The following is a 14,194-nucleotide window of genomic DNA, read 5'->3' as shown; positions in this document are numbered from 1 at the left end:
GCCCCGGTGCGGGCGGGAAACCTCCACCACGGAGCACCGCGCGCGCCGACTACCCTGGAGGGTCGATCGATCCCCGGGGCAGGAGTGAAATGGCCGTCAACCTGGTCAATGTCGAGAACGTCAGCAAGGTGTACGGCACGCGTGCCCTGCTCGACGGCGTCTCGCTCGGCGTGTCCGAAGGGGACCGGATCGGGGTCGTCGGTCGCAACGGCGACGGCAAGACCACCCTGATCCGGATGCTGGCGAGGCTGGAGGAGGCCGACACCGGGCGCGTCACGCACTCCGGCGGGCTGCGGCTCGGGGTGCTGACGCAGCACGACTCCCTGGACCCGGAGGCGACCGTCCGGCACGAGGTCATCGGCGACCTCGCCGACCACGAGTGGGCGGGCAACGCCAAGATCCGCGACGTGCTGACCGGTCTGTTCGGCGGGCTGGACCTGCCCGGCTTCCCGAAGGGACTCGACACGGTCATCGGGCCGCTCTCCGGCGGCGAGCGGCGCCGGATCGCGCTCGCCAAGCTGCTCATCGAGGAGCAGGACCTCGTCGTCCTGGACGAGCCCACCAACCACCTCGACGTCGAGGGCATCGCCTGGCTCGCCCAGCACCTGCAGAACCGCCGGTCGGCGCTGGTGTGCGTCACGCACGACCGGTGGTTCCTCGACCAGGTCTGCACCCGCATGTGGGACGTGCAGCGCGGCACCGTCCACGAGTACGAGGGCGGCTACTCCGACTACGTCTTCGCCCGCGCCGAGCGCGAGCGCATCGCCGCCGGCGAGGAGGCCAAGCGGCAGAACCTCGTCCGCAAGGAGCTGGCGTGGCTGCGGCGCGGCGCGCCCGCCCGCACCTCCAAGCCCCGCTTCCGCGTCGAGGCGGCCAACGAGCTCATCAAGGACGTGCCCGCGCCGCGCGACCGCAGCGAGCTGATGAAGTTCGCCTCCTCCCGGCTCGGCCGGACCGTCTTCGACCTGGAGGACGTGACCGTCCAGGCCGGCCCCAAGGTGCTGCTGCAGCACGTCACCTGGCACCTGGGACCCGGCGACCGGATCGGCCTGGTCGGCGTCAACGGCGCCGGCAAGACGTCCCTCCTGCGGGCGATGGCCGAGGCCGCCCGGTCGGAGGGCGAGCAGCAGCCCGTGGGCGGGCGGATCGCCGTCGGCCGGACCGTCAAGCTCGCCTACCTCTCCCAGGAGGTCGCCGAACTCGACCCGAACTGGCGGGTCCTGGAGGCCGTGCAGCGGGTGCGCGAACGCGTCGACCTCGGCAAGGGGCGCGAGATGACCGCCGGTCAGCTCTGCGAGACGTTCGGCTTCAACAAGGACAAGCAGTGGACGCCGGTCGGCGACCTCTCCGGCGGCGAGCGGCGGCGGCTGCAGCTGCTGCGGCTGCTGATGGACGAGCCCAACGTCCTGTTCCTGGACGAGCCCACCAACGACCTCGACATCGAGACCCTCACCCAGCTCGAGGACCTGCTCGACGGCTGGCCCGGCTCGATGATCGTCATCTCGCACGACCGGTTCTTCGTCGAGCGCACCACCGACACCGTCTACGCCCTCCTCGGCGACGGCGCCCTGCGGATGCTGCCGCGCGGCGTCGACGAGTACCTGGAGCGCCGCCGGCGGATGGAGCAGCAGGCCGCCGCGGCCGTTCCCGCCCCGGCCGCCGCGCCGGCCGCCGAGAAGGCCGCGCCGGAGCGGAGCGCCGCCGAGGTGCGCGCCGCGAAGAAGGAACTGCAGAAGATCGAGCGGCAGCTGGACCGGATCTCGGAGAAGGAGTCCACGCTGCACGCCCGGATCGCCGAGAACGCGACCGACTTCGAGAAGGTCGCCCGACTCGACGCGGAACTGCGCGAGTTGGCGGGGGAGCGCGAGGAACTGGAGCTGCGCTGGCTCGAACTCGCCGAGGACGCCTAGGCCGCGCCCGCGGCGGGCCCGGTGCCGCGGGCGTCCGCGGTGCCGCCGTCCCCGCTCCCGGCGCCGCCCCGGGCCGGGCCCCGGCGGCCGCCCGGTGCGCGGCCGGAAACGCTCCCCGGTGTCCGGAAGTACGCGGCGCGCGCCCCCCGTCGCGCGCGCCGCGTGAAAGGGGCGTGAAGGCGCGTAACGAGGGCATCACAGGGCGGTCCTCCCTTGGGAACAGCGGCCGCTCCGGGCCGGTGGACCGTTGGGCTCGAGTGATAGAAAGACCGTCTGAGAACCGCCTGAATACGACTCTGGGTCCACCAACAGCCTCAGGGCGTGGCTAAAAAAATCAGTGAATGAGGGGGATCGCGCTGATGACTCAGCCGCCGGACCAGCAGCCGCCCGGGGGACACCCCGACCAGCAGCCGTCGCAGCCCGGCGGCTTCGGCGATGCCCAGGACCCGCGTCAGGGCACGCCCCCGCCCCCGCCCCCGGTCCAGCCGCCGCAGCCCCGGCCCGGCTTCGGCCACCCGCAGCAGCCCGGCGCCCCCGGCCCCTACGCCCAGCCCGGACCCGGCCCCTACGGCGCGCCCGCCGCGCCCGGCCCCTACGGGCAGCCCGGCCCCTACGCACAGCCGGGACCCTACGGGCAGCCGCAGCCGGGTCCGTACGGGCAGCCGCAGCAGCCGGGTCCGTACGGACCGCAGCCCGGCTACGGCTACCCGCAGCCGCAGTTCCCCGGAGCCCCCGGCACCCCGCCGCCCGGCGGTTCCCGCAACCCGTTCAAGGGCAGGCCGGCCGCCGTCGTCGGGGCCGCGGTCGCGGCACTGCTCGTGGTCGGCGGCACCGTGTGGGCCGTGAGCAGCGGCGACGACGACGGCAGGAAGCCCGTCGCGGAGAAGAGCGGCGACGCCAAGGGCCCCGCCTCCGACGCCCCGGTCGATCCCGGCGACGGCAGCGGCGACGGCGGCGAGGACCCGGAGGACCTCAACGACGGCCGCAAGCCCGGCGAGGCCAAGGTGCTCTGGTACAAGGAGGCGCCGGACGCGCCCGGTTCCGGCGCCGACGCCCCCGGCATGTGGATCACCGGCCGGACCGCGGTGAAGGCGGCCTACAAGCAGCTCTTCGCCTACGCCGTGGGTGACGGGAAGCCGGCCTGGGACCCGGTCGGCTTCCCGCAGAAGATCTGCGCGGTGACCCCGCAGAAGTCGGCCGACGACAAGATCGTCGTGGCCTACATGAGCGGGGCCAGTGACCGCGCCAAGTGCAACCAGCTCCAGCAGATCGACCTGAACACCGGCGCCAAGGGCTGGAGCGGCGAGGTCGCCGAGGGCAGCCTGTTCGACAGCACGCTCAGCGTCGAGCTGTCGATCACCGGCAGGACGCTGATGGTGGGCCGCTCGCAGTCCGGCACGGCGTACGACCTCGGCACCGGCAAGAAGCTGTTCGACAAGCAGAAGTACGGCGAGGCCTGCTTCCCCGCCGCCTTCGCGGGCGGCGCCCGGCTGATCTCGGTCGCCTCCTGCGGCGCCGGCCGCGCCAACGAGCACGACGAGGTGCAGGAGCTCGACCCGACGACCGGCAGGGCCAGGTGGACCAGGAAGATCCCCAAGGGCTGGTCGGTCACGCGCGCCTACTCCGTCGACCCGGTGATCCTCTACATGACCAACGAGGACAAGAAGCACTGGAACATCTCGACCCTGAAGGCCGACGGCTCCGTCCTCTCCCAGGCCGACACCAAGGCGTCCTTCCGGCCCGAGTGCGGCTGGGCCGTCCTGGAGCGCGACCTGCAGGGCTGCAAGGGCGTCGCGTCCGACGCCGGCACCCTGTACCTGCCCACGGAGGCGACCAGCGGCCCCAACGAGATCGTCGCGATCAGCCTGGCCACCGGCAAGGAGAAGTGGCGCGTGAAGTCCCCCGCGGACACCACGATGCTGCCGGTCACGGTGGAGAGCGGCCGGCTCGTCGCGTACGTCGAGCCGTCCTACTCCTCCGGCGGCCGGATCGTGTCCGTGCCGACCGCCGGCACGGCGCACACCGTGACGACGCTGCTGCAGAACCCGCAGGCCACCGCGCAGATCGAGAACGGCTTCTTCTCCCGGGACTTCCACTGGGCCGACGGCCGGTTCTACCTCTCCACCACCCGGCTGAGCGGCAGGGACGAGGCGAAGGAGAAGCTGATGCTCGCCTTCGGCAAGTGAGGCGGGCCGGCCGCCCCGCGGCGGCCGGCACTCCCGCGCCGTTCCGATCACCGGACTTCCGCCCGTCCCCCTTCCCCGAGGTGCCCCTCCGATGACCCAGCCGCCCCCGCCCCCCAACCAGCCCCCGCAGCAGGGCGGTTTCGGCCCGCCGCAGGACCAGCCGCCCCAGGGCTCCGCACCCGCGCAGCACTCGCAGCAGCCGCAGCCGCCCGAGTCCCAGCACCCCGCGCAGCCTCCGCAGCCTCCGCAGCCCGGGCAGGCCCCCGGAGCCGCCCGGGCACCGCAGGGCCCGCCTCCCGCCGGCCCGGCGAACCTCGCCAAGTCGCCCGGGCCCGCTCCGGACCAGGGCCCGTCCCCGCAGCAGCCGCCTGCGCCGCCGGCCCCGCCGGTGCCCGGTCCGCCACAGCCCGGCTACGGCTACCCGCAGGCGCCCCCGCCGCCCCCGCCGCCCGGGTACGGCTACCCGCAGGCGCCGCAGGCCCCGCAGGTGCCGCCGCAGCCCGGCTACGGCTACCCCGCCGGGCAGCCCAACCCCTACGCCCAGCAACCGCACCCCTACGGCGCCCAGCAGCCCGGTTACGGCTACCCGGGCCAGCCGACGGTGCCGATGCACCCGCAGACGGCGCAGCCCGCGCCTCCCGGCGGCAGGCGGGGCCTGAAGGCGCAGGTGGCGATCATCGTCGCGGCCGTCGTGGCGATCGCGCTGATCATCGGCGGCGGCGTCTGGTACGCCAACTCGTCCGGCGGGGACGGCGGGAAGAACACCGCCGGTTCCAGCGGCGGCACCGGCGGCAAGGACGGCAAGGGCGCCGACGGCGGCTCCGCCGGCACCGGCACGGAGAAGGTGCCGGACGACCCGGCCGCCCGCATGCTCTTCCAGATCCCCGCGCCGGCCGTCAAGGACGACCAGATCGACAGCGTCGAGGGCTCCTGGCTGACCGACACCGTGTACGCCAAGGCCGGCGTCAACCAGATCGTGGGCTACGAGCCCGACACCGGCAAGGCGAAGTGGACGCTGCCGCTGACCGGCCAGACCTGCGCGGCCTCCCGCCAGGTCACCGCGGACGGGACGGCCGTCGTCCTCACCGAGGGGGCCAGGCGGAACAGCAAGGGCGACCACGTGCCCTGCACGGAGATCACCGCGTTCAGCCTCGGCACCGGCAAGGCGCTGTGGACGAAGAACGTCGAACTCAGCGGCACCAAGGTGATGTTCGGCGAGGTCAGCATCTCGGGCAGCACGGTCGCCGTGGGCGGGGGCTACAACGGCGGCGCCGCCTTCGACGTCAGGACCGGCAAGGTGCTCTGGCAGCCCAAGGCCGACGGGTGCCGGGACGCCGGCTACGCGGGCGGCGAGCAACTGGTCGCGGTCCGCAAGTGCGGCACCTACGGCAGCGAGACGCTGGAGGTCCAGTTGCTCGACGCCACGACGGGTCGCGTCAGGTGGACGTACAAGCTGCCGGCCGGCATCGACAACGCCAAGATCATCTCCACGAAGCCGGTCGTCTTCGGCGTCGACTCCGGGGACATCACCGCCTCCGGCGCCACCGACGTCTTCTCGCTGGACGACGGCGGCAAGCTCCGGTACAAGATCGCGCTCAGGGACGGCGAGTACGCGCACCGCTGCGAGATCGGCAGGTTCGACGGCTGCAGGGGGATCGTGGTCGGCAACGGCAAGCTGTACGTCCCGACCAAGGAGCACGACGGCTCGGCGCAGTTCAGCAACACCAACGAGATCGTCGCCTTCTCCCTGGCGACCGGGAAGACCACCGGTGACCGCATCGACGCGGGCGACCGCTACACGGTCTTCCCGATCCGGATGGACGGGGGCGATCTCATCGCGTTCAAGGACGGCCCGTACGACAAGGGCGCCCAGGTGGTCTCCGTGAACGGCGGGACGCTGAAGCAGACCAAGCTCCTGGAGACCCCGGCCACCAGGCCGGTCCTGGAGGCGATCAGCAGCATGGTCCCGAGCTCCGCGGAGCTGCTGTACACCGGCGGACGGCTCTTCCTGGGCAAGGACCTGGTGAGCAAGCCCTACTCGGCCGACCAGAAGCGGTACACGGCCATCGGCTTCGGCACCCGGTAGCCCCTCCGTGAGAGGACGGCCCCGCCCCGCATCGGGGGGCGGGGCCGTCCGCGTACCGCGCCCGGTGTCCACGCGTGGTGATTTTCGGCGATCCGGGGCACTTCTCGCCGGTAGGGGCAGCGCGACGTCCCCCGAGCGTGTAGCTTCCGGGGGCATGCGGGGCGGCTGCGCCGGGGGGTCACCGCCCGTGGGGCGGGGTGCGCGTGGGGCCCGGTGGGCATCCGCAGGGGGCATCCAGGGGGAGCTGGGGGTTGCTCATGGGAGTGCGGCTGATGGTGGTCGACGACCACCGCCTGCTCGCCGAGGCGCTGGCCTCGGCGCTGAAGCTGCGCGGACACCGGGTGCTGGCCGCGGCGGCGCCCGTCGCGGGAGCGGCGGACCTGGTGATCACCCGGTCGCCGGAGGTGTGCCTGCTGGGCACGGCGACACCGGCCGGGGCGGGGACGTTCGACCCGGTGGCGCGGATCAAGCGGGAGCGTCCGCAGGTCGCGGTCGTGGTGCTGGGGCCCGTGCCGTCGCCGCGGGGGATCGCGGCGGCCTTCGCCGCGGGGGCCTCGGGCTACGTCCGCCACGACGAGCGCATCGAGGGGGTCGAGCGGGCGATCATCAAGGCCCGCGCGGGTGAGGCGGCGGTGGCGCCGCAGCTCCTCCAGGGGGCCTTCGACGAGCTGCTCCACCCGGCCGCGCAGCCCGACGACGAGGGCCGGCGGCTGCTGGAGCTGCTGACCCCGCGGGAGGTGGAGGTCCTGGTGCGGGTGGCCGACGGCGAGGACACCCGGCTCATCGCGGCGGGCATGGGGATAGCGCCGAGCACGGCCCGCACGCACGTGCAGCGGGTGCTGATGAAGCTGGAGGTGGGCTCCCGCCTGGAGGCGGCGGCCCTGGCGGCCCGGACCGGGCTGCTGGACCGCGCCGGCCCCCTGCTGGAGAAGCGGGCGGAACCGGAGCGGACGTCCCCGGCCCCGCCCCCCGGCGGCCCGTGAGCGAGGGGGCCGGCCGCGGGAAGGCCCGCGGCCGCTCCCCTTCGGATGCGGGGGAACCCGGCGGGCCCGTGCCCGCCGTCCCGTGTCACTCGGCCGGTTCGTCCTTCCGCGGTGCCGCCGGCGCCGCCGGGCGCAGCTTCAGCCACACCAGGAAGAACACGCCCAGGGCCAGCATCCCGATCCCGGTCCACAGGTTGATGTTGACGCCCTGCGCCTTGTCGATCGCGGCCTGCGAGTCCGTCAGGCCCGTGATCGTCACGATGATCCCGTAGAGGACGAACAGCCCGCCGATGATGCGCCGCAGGTCGAAGATCCGTGCGGCGGTCGCGGACGTGGTCTCCAGCTCGGTGACCTCCCGCTGGACGTCCTTCTCGGAGAATCCGTGCTTCTCGGTCATGGTCTCTCAATCCTCCCGCGTCAGAACGAGAACGGGATGTAGCAGAGGGCGGCGAGGACGATCGCTCCCCAGCCCAGCAGCGCGGGCCTGCGGTACCAGGCCTCGTCACCGGGGGCGGCGGGCTCGGCCACGCCGGGGGAGGTGGTGCCGTAGACCAGGCCCTGCAGCTCCTCGGCGGGCTTGGGCCGGGTGAACAGCGACACGGCCACCATGACCACCGCGCCGGCGACGAAGCCGGCGATCGCGGAGACGAAGTTGGCGCCCTGGTCGGTGGGGATGTCGATGATGCCCTGCTTGTAGATCACGAAGTAGTTCACCATCGCGGTCACGGTGCCGGCGAGCAGGCCCCAGAAGCCGGACTTCATGGACGCGCGCTTCCAGAACATGCCGACGATGAACACCACGAACATCGGCACGTTGAAGAAGGAGAAGAGCGTCTGCAGGTAGGCCATGATGTTCGAGAACGACGAGGCGAGGAACGCCGTGCCGATCGAGGCGAGCACGCCGATGGCGGTGATGAGCCGCCCGAACCGCACGTAGTAGCCGTCCTCGCGGTCCTTGACGACGTACTTGGCCCAGATGTCGTTGGTGAACACCGTGTTGAAGGACGACACGTTGGCCGCCATGCCCGCCATGAAGGCGGCGAGCAGACCGGTCACCGCGATGCCGAGGACGCCGTTGGGCAGCAGCTCCTGCATCAGGTACGGGATGGCGTCGTTGTACTGCAGCCCGGAGCCGGCGGTGCCGATCGTGGGCACGAGGGCGGCGGCGGCCAGGCCCGGGATCATCACCAGGAAGACGATGAAGATCTTCGGGTACGCGGCGATCAAGGGGGTGCGCTGGGCGGCGGAGAGGTTCTTCGCGGACAGCGCGCGCTGGACCTCGGCGAAGTTGGTGGTCCAGTAGCCGAAGGAGAGCACGAAGCCGAGGCCGAGGACGATCGTCAGCCAGTTGGCACCCAGCGGGTTGGCGCTGCCGATGCCCGTGCCGCCCCAGGCGGTCACGAAGTTGTCGCCGTGCTGCCTGGTGAGGGTGTCGGTCAGGCCGTCCCAGCCGCCGACCCGCTTCAGGCTGAGCACCACGATCGGGATCAGCGCCGCGAGGATGACGAAGAACTGCAGCACCTCGTTGTAGATCGCGGACGACAGGCCGCCGAGGGTGATGTAGGCGAGGACGAAGAAGCCGGCGACCACGATGGCCACCCACTGCGGCCAGGCGAGCAGTGCCTCGACGACGATCGCCAGGGCGTAGAGGTTCACGCCCGCGATGAGGATGGCCGCGAAGGCGAACAGGATCGAACTCAGCAGGTGCGCGCCCCTGTCGAAGCGCAGCAGCAGGAACTCGGGGACCGAGCGCACCTTGGAGCCGTAGTAGAAGGGCATCATCACCAGGCCGAGGAAGACCATGGCCGGGATGGCGCCGATCCAGTACCAGTGCACCGTGTAGGCGCCGTACTGGGCGCTGTTGGCGGCCATGCCCAGGATCTCGGTGGCGGCGAGGTTGGCGGAGATGAACGCCAGGCCGGTGATCCAGGCGGGCAGCGACCGTCCGGAGAGGAAGAAGTCGAGGCTCGTGCGCACGGAGCGGCGGGCGGCGAAGCCGATGCCGAGCACCACGACGAAGTAGATGCCGAGAATCGTGTAATCGAGCCAGTTGGTGGGGAGTCGTAGCTCCGCTGCCAGGTACGTGGGGGTATGCATAAGAACTCGCTTCGTTGCGCGAACTGATCCAGCGTGGAACCTACGCCTCCGCGTTCGGGAATTGAACACTTGTGTTGGGTGTCTTTGTTTGATTGTGATGTGCCGCAACGGATGATCGGTTGTGGCGTGTTATGTTTGATTGTGTTGAGTGATTGGGTCCGGGCACAGGGAGTCCGAAGTGAAGAAGACCTCGACCCGCCTGGCCGACGGTCGCGAGCTCGTCTACTACGACCTGCGGGACGACACCGTGCGGGACGCGGTCGACCGGCGCCCGCTGGAGCCGACGGTGACCGCGTCCGAGATCCGCGAGGACGTGCTGCTCGGCGACGCGGTCGCCGTGGCCTCGCACCGCCAGGGCCGCACCTACCACCCGCCGGCCGACGAGTGCCCGCTGTGCCCGTCGCGCGGCGAGCGGCTGAGCGAGATCCCCGACTCCTCCTACGACGTGGTGGTCTTCGAGAATCGCTTCCCGTCGCTGGCCGGCGACTCCGGCCGCTGCGAGGTCGTGTGCTTCACCTCCGACCACGAGGCCTCCTTCGCCGACCTGACCGAGGAGCAGGCGCGGCTCGTCCTGGACGCGTGGACGGACCGGACCTCGGAACTGTCGCATCTGCCCTCCGTCGAGCAGGTCTTCTGTTTCGAGAACCGCGGGGCCGAGATCGGCGTGACCCTGGGTCACCCCCACGGTCAGATCTACGCCTACCCCTTCACCACCCCGCGCACCGCGCTCATGCTGCGGTCGCTGGCGTCCCACCGGCGGGCCACCGGCGGGGAGAACCTGTTCGACGCCGTCCTGGAGCGCGAGCTCGCCGGCGAGCGGGTCGTCCTGCGCAGCGACCACTGGGTCGCCTTCGTCCCGTACGCCGCGCACTGGCCGTACGAGGTCCACCTGTACCCGCGCCGCCGCGTGCCGGACCTGCTGGCCCTCGACGAGGCGGCGCGCGCGGAGTTCCCCCGGGTCTACCTGGAACTGCTGAGGCGCTTCGACCGGATCTTCGGCACGGCGGGGAGCGGTGAGCGGTCCGCGGGCCGGCCGCCGACGCCGTACATAGCGGCCTGGCACCAGGCCCCGTTCGGCGCGCTGAGGGAGTTCGACGGCGTCAGCCGGGACGACTTCGCGCTCCACCTCGAGCTTTTCACCATCCGACGCACCGCCGGCAAGCTGAAGTTCCTCGCGGGTTCCGAGTCCGGCATGAACGTGTTCATCAACGACGTGCCGCCGGAGCGCGCGGCCGAGCGACTGCGAGAGGTAGCGAGTTCATGAGCGGGAAGTACCTGGTGACGGGCGGCGCGGGCTACGTCGGCGGCGTCGTCGCCCAGCACCTGCTGGAGGCCGGCCACGAGGTGACCGTCCTCGACAACCTCTCCACCGGCTTCCGCGAGGGCGTCCCCGCGGGCGCCGCCTTCGTCGAGGACGACATCCGCCACGCCGCCAAGTGGCTGGACCCCTCCTACGACGCCGTGCTGCACTTCGCCGCGTTCTCGCAGGTCGGCGAGTCGGTGGTGCAGCCGGAGAAGTACTGGGACAACAACGTCGGCGGCACCATGGCGCTGCTGACCGCCATGCGCGAGGCCGGCGTGCGGAGGCTGGTGTTCTCGTCCACGGCGGCCACGTACGGCGAGCCGGAGCAGGTCCCGATCGTCGAGACCGCGCCGACGAAGCCCACCAACCCCTACGGCGCCTCCAAGCTCGCCGTCGACCACATGATCGCCGGTGAGGCCGCCGCGCACGGCCTGGCCGCGGTCTCGCTGCGCTACTTCAACGTGGCGGGCGCCTACGGCCCCCACGGGGAGCGCCACGACCCCGAGTCGCACCTCATCCCCCTGGTGCTCCAGGTCGCGCAGGGCCGCCGGGAGGCTATCTCCGTCTTCGGCGACGACTACCCGACGCCCGACGGCACCTGCGTCCGCGACTACATCCACGTCGCCGACCTCGCCGAGGCCCACCTGCTGGCGCTGAAGGCCGCCGCCCCGGGCGAGCACCTGGTCTGCAACCTGGGCAACGGCAGCGGCTTCTCGGTCCGCGAGGTCGTCGAGACCGTCCGGCAGGTCACCGGCCACCCCGTCCCCGAGGTCGTGGCCCCGCGCCGCGGCGGCGACCCGGCCGTCCTGGTGGCCTCCGCCGAAGCCGCGCGCGAGAAGCTCGGCTGGACCCCGTCCCGCCCGGACCTCGCGGGTATCGTCGCGGACGCGTGGACGTTCGCGCAGCAGGTCGCAGACACGGCAAGGGAGCAGTAGTGCGGGCACAGCAGGTGCGGGACGGCTTCGTGGAGCTGTACGGGGCCGAGCCCGAGGGCGTCTGGGCGGCGCCGGGCCGGGTCAACCTGATCGGCGAGCACACCGACTACAACGACGGCTTCGTCATGCCGTTCGCCCTGCCGCACGTCACGGTCGCCGCGGTCTCCCGGCGCACCGACGGCGTGCTGCGCCTGCACTCGGCGGACACCGAGGGCGGCGCGGGCGACGGCGGCGACGGCGGCCCGGGAACGGCCGTCGAACTGCGCGTCGACGAGCTGGCCCCCGAGTCCGCCAAGGGCTGGACGGCCTACCCGGCCGGCGTGGTGTGGGCGCTGCGCGAGGCCGGCCACCGGATCACCGGCGCGGACGTCCACCTCGCCTCGGCCGTGCCGGCCGGCGCCGGCCTGTCGTCGTCCGCCGCGCTGGAGGTCGTCGTCGCCCTCGCCCTGAACGACCTGTTCGCCCTCGGGCTCAAGGGCTGGCAGCTGGCCCGCCTGTGCCAGCGCGCCGAGAACGTCTACGTCGGCGCCCCCACCGGCATCATGGACCAGACCGCGTCGGCGTGCTGCGAGGCCGGCCACGCCCTCTTCCTCGACACCCGCGACCTGTCGCAGCGTCAGATCCCCTTCGACCTCGCGGCCGAGGGCATGCGCCTGCTGGTCGTCGACACCCGCGTCAGGCACGCCCACAGCGACGGCGAGTACGGCAAGCGCCGCGCCGGCTGCGAGAAGGGCGCCGCGCTGCTCGGCGTGGACGCCCTGCGGGACATCCCCTACGGCGAGCTGGACGCGGCGCTCGAGCGGATCGGCGAGGACGAGGAGGTGCGCCGCCTGGTGCGCCACGTCGTCACCGAGGACGAGCGGGTCGAGCGGGTGGTGTCGCTGCTGCGCGCGGGCGACACACGGGCGATCGGGCCGGTGCTGACCGAGGGGCACCTCTCCCTGCGGGACGACTTCCGGATCTCCTGCCCGGAGCTCGACCTGGTCGTCGACACCGCGAACGCCGCCGGCGCGCTGGGCGCCCGCATGACCGGCGGGGGTTTCGGCGGCTCGGCGATCGTGCTCGCCGAGGAGGGCGACGTGCCCGCGATCACCAAGGCGGTCGAGGACGCCTTCGCCGCGGCGGGCTTCCGGGCGCCGCGCGTGTTCGAGGCGGTGCCCTCGGCGGGGGCGCGCCGGCTCAGCCCAGCGGCTTGATCAAGGTGTACTCGGTGATCCCCGGCGGGTAGTCGGGGATCGCGCACACCACCTTGTAGCCGTGCCTGCGATAGAACTCCGGCGCCTGGAAGTCCCAGGTCTCCAGGCGGGCGCCCCGGCAGCGGCGTTCGTGACGCGCCGTGCGCTCCGCCCGCGCCAGCAGCCGGGAGCCCATGCCCCGGCCCCGGTGACGGGCGTCGACCCACAGCAGGTCCACGTGCAGCCAGGTCGTCCACGTGTGGCCGACCAGGCCGCCGGCCAGGTTCCCCGCCTCGTCCACCGCCCAGACGTGCAACGGGACTTCGCGTTCGGCGGGGGTGCCGCGCAGCGCGGCGAGGACCGGCGAGGCCGCCGTGTTGGTGTCGCGGAGGCGGGAGCGGAGCAGAGCGTGCCGCTCTTTGTCTACTTCTGCCTCGATTCGGAACATGCGGCACACCCTAAACGCGCCCGGTGGTCAGTTCTGTGAATTGCCTTCCGCTCCTGCCCCCCGTCCGTAGGCTGAAAACAGCACCGGTGGGGGCCGGTGCCGATCAGGGGGCGAGACAGCCGGGTACGACGTCCCGAGTGGGGGTAGCTCTTCCGCATGGCGGCGGCCGTGCGGTCGTGACCACGGGGCGCCGTACCCGCGTGTCGGCGTTCTCCGGACGATGGGGCGTCCCCGGCTCTGCACAGGGCGTGGGGGAGGGGGGTTTTCAGTGGTTCGCATCCGAGTGCTGGTCGTCGACGACCACCGCATCTTCGCCGAGTCCCTCGCCGCCGCCCTGGCCGCCGAGCCCGACGTCGAGGTGGCCGCGGCCGGCTCCGGTCCGGCGGCGCTGCGCTGCCTGGAGCGGGCGGCCGCCGAGGACCGCCGCTACGACGTGGTGCTGGTCGACGCGGACCTGGGCGGGGGCGTGCCCGGCGGGCGCGCGGCCGTGCCGGTGCGGGACGGCGACGCGGACGGCGTGGTCGACGGGCTCTCCCTCGTCGCCGGCGTCCGGGGCGCGCAGCCCGGGGTGCGCACCGTCGTGCTCGCCGAGAAGGACGACCCCCACCGTGCGGCGCTGGCCCTGCAGGCCGGGGCCTGCGGCTGGGTGGCCAAGGACTGCTCCCTGTCGCGGCTGCTGACCGTCATCCGGGGCGTGCTGCGCGACGAGACGCACCTGCCGCCGGCCCTGCTGACGGGGGTGCTGCGCGAGCTGACCGCCGCACGCCGGCACCGCAGCGAGAGCGAGCGGCTGGTGGAGTCCCTCACCCCGCGCGAGCGCGAGGTGCTGCGCTGCATGGTCGCCGGGCTCGGCCGCAAGGCCGTCGCCGAACGGCTCTACCTGTCCCCGCACACCGTGCGCACCCACATGCAGAACGTCCTGGGCAAGCTGGGCGTGCACTCGACGCTCGCCGCCGTCGCGCTCGCCCGGCGGGCCGGGGTCGGACCGGCCGAGACGGCACCCGCCGCGCCGCTCGGGGTGAGGCTCACGGAGGGCAGCAGCGCCTGAGCCCGCGGCGGCCGGCAGACCCT

The 14,194-nt window shown here is 72.7% G+C and carries 11 protein-coding genes; 8 read left to right on the top strand and 3 right to left on the bottom strand.

The annotated features are described in order from the left end of the window. Positions 1 to 89 precede the first annotated feature (89 nt). The 4 genes from ABZ920_RS18200 (at position 90) to ABZ920_RS18185 (ending at position 7,165) form a co-directional block, all read left to right on the top strand. Positions 90 to 1,910, top strand: a complete 1,821-nt coding sequence (locus ABZ920_RS18200; protein ID WP_361505407.1) for an ABC-F family ATP-binding cassette domain-containing protein — start codon at positions 90 to 92, stop codon at positions 1,908 to 1,910. Positions 1,911 to 2,269: 359 nt separating this feature from the next. Beyond that, positions 2,270 to 4,096 (top strand): PQQ-binding-like beta-propeller repeat protein, encoded by a 1,827-nt coding sequence (locus tag ABZ920_RS18195; protein ID WP_361505503.1) that lies wholly within the window; start codon positions 2,270 to 2,272, stop codon positions 4,094 to 4,096. Between the two features lie 91 nt (positions 4,097 to 4,187). After that, positions 4,188 to 6,182 carry a PQQ-binding-like beta-propeller repeat protein gene (locus tag ABZ920_RS18190; protein ID WP_361505404.1) on the top strand — a complete coding sequence of 665 codons (1,995 nt, stop codon included), beginning with the start codon at positions 4,188 to 4,190 and terminating at the stop codon, positions 6,180 to 6,182. Positions 6,183 to 6,439: 257 nt separating this feature from the next. After that, complete coding sequence (locus tag ABZ920_RS18185; protein WP_361505500.1) at positions 6,440 to 7,165, top strand: LuxR C-terminal-related transcriptional regulator; 726 nt, start codon at positions 6,440 to 6,442, stop codon at positions 7,163 to 7,165. 85 nt (positions 7,166 to 7,250) lie between these two features. Here the strand turns inward: ABZ920_RS18185 and ABZ920_RS18180 are convergent, their stop codons facing one another. Both ABZ920_RS18180 and ABZ920_RS18175 read right to left on the bottom strand, forming a co-directional pair. After that, positions 7,251 to 7,562 (bottom strand): hypothetical protein, encoded by a 312-nt coding sequence (locus tag ABZ920_RS18180; protein WP_361505402.1) that lies wholly within the window; start codon positions 7,560 to 7,562, stop codon positions 7,251 to 7,253. Positions 7,563 to 7,582: 20 nt separating this feature from the next. Next, the gene (locus tag ABZ920_RS18175) at positions 7,583 to 9,262 is read right to left on the bottom strand and encodes a sodium:solute symporter family protein (RefSeq protein WP_361505399.1); all 1,680 of its coding nucleotides are present in this window, start codon (positions 9,260 to 9,262) and stop codon (positions 7,583 to 7,585) included. 178 nt (positions 9,263 to 9,440) lie between these two features. On the opposite strand from ABZ920_RS18175, the gene galT reads away from it, so the two are divergent. From galT to galK, 3 genes are read left to right on the top strand one after another with little or no spacing between them, the layout of a single operon-like run. Next, the gene (galT, locus tag ABZ920_RS18170) at positions 9,441 to 10,526 is read left to right on the top strand and encodes a galactose-1-phosphate uridylyltransferase (protein WP_361505396.1); all 1,086 of its coding nucleotides are present in this window, start codon (positions 9,441 to 9,443) and stop codon (positions 10,524 to 10,526) included. Next, the gene (gene galE / locus ABZ920_RS18165) at positions 10,523 to 11,500 is read left to right on the top strand and encodes a UDP-glucose 4-epimerase GalE (RefSeq protein WP_361505393.1); all 978 of its coding nucleotides are present in this window, start codon (positions 10,523 to 10,525) and stop codon (positions 11,498 to 11,500) included. The genes galT and galE overlap by 4 nt, the downstream gene beginning before the upstream one ends. Further along, positions 11,500 to 12,696 (top strand): galactokinase, encoded by a 1,197-nt coding sequence (gene galK, locus ABZ920_RS18160; RefSeq protein ID WP_361505391.1) that lies wholly within the window; start codon positions 11,500 to 11,502, stop codon positions 12,694 to 12,696. Before galE ends, galK begins: the two co-directional genes overlap by 1 nt. Here galK and ABZ920_RS18155 read toward each other — a convergent pair. Further along, the gene (locus ABZ920_RS18155) at positions 12,680 to 13,123 is read right to left on the bottom strand and encodes a GNAT family N-acetyltransferase (RefSeq protein ID WP_361505388.1); all 444 of its coding nucleotides are present in this window, start codon (positions 13,121 to 13,123) and stop codon (positions 12,680 to 12,682) included. The two genes, galK and ABZ920_RS18155, sit on opposite strands and share 17 nt — an antisense overlap. Before the next feature lie 268 nt (positions 13,124 to 13,391). On the opposite strand from ABZ920_RS18155, the gene ABZ920_RS18150 reads away from it, so the two are divergent. Further along, on the top strand, positions 13,392 to 14,171 hold the full coding sequence (locus ABZ920_RS18150) for a response regulator transcription factor (RefSeq protein WP_361505385.1): 780 nt from the start codon (positions 13,392 to 13,394) through the stop codon (positions 14,169 to 14,171). The last annotated feature ends 23 nt before the right edge of the window (positions 14,172 to 14,194 follow it).

The sequence above is a fragment of the Streptomyces sp. NPDC046831 genome (assembly GCF_040645305.1).
Lineage (GTDB): Bacteria > Actinomycetota > Actinomycetes > Streptomycetales > Streptomycetaceae > Streptomyces.
Note: the sequence above shows the minus strand (reverse complement) of the source record. Positions and strands in the feature narration are given on the sequence as shown.

What these genes read in the sequence shown, in the direction of transcription:
- ABZ920_RS18200 (WP_361505407.1), top strand. Translation starts at nt 90, where the DNA reads ATGGCCGTCAACCTGGTCAATGTCGAGAACGTCAGCAAGGTGTACGGC.
- ABZ920_RS18195 (WP_361505503.1), top strand. Translation starts at nt 2,270, where the DNA reads ATGACTCAGCCGCCGGACCAGCAGCCGCCCGGGGGACACCCCGACCAG.
- ABZ920_RS18190 (WP_361505404.1), top strand. Translation starts at nt 4,188, where the DNA reads ATGACCCAGCCGCCCCCGCCCCCCAACCAGCCCCCGCAGCAGGGCGGT.
- ABZ920_RS18185 (WP_361505500.1), top strand. Translation starts at nt 6,440, where the DNA reads ATGGGAGTGCGGCTGATGGTGGTCGACGACCACCGCCTGCTCGCCGAG.
- ABZ920_RS18180 (WP_361505402.1), bottom strand. Translation starts at nt 7,562, where the DNA reads ATGACCGAGAAGCACGGATTCTCCGAGAAGGACGTCCAGCGGGAGGTC.
- ABZ920_RS18175 (WP_361505399.1), bottom strand. Translation starts at nt 9,262, where the DNA reads ATGCATACCCCCACGTACCTGGCAGCGGAGCTACGACTCCCCACCAAC.
- galE (WP_361505393.1), top strand. Translation starts at nt 10,523, where the DNA reads ATGAGCGGGAAGTACCTGGTGACGGGCGGCGCGGGCTACGTCGGCGGC.
- ABZ920_RS18155 (WP_361505388.1), bottom strand. Translation starts at nt 13,123, where the DNA reads ATGTTCCGAATCGAGGCAGAAGTAGACAAAGAGCGGCACGCTCTGCTC.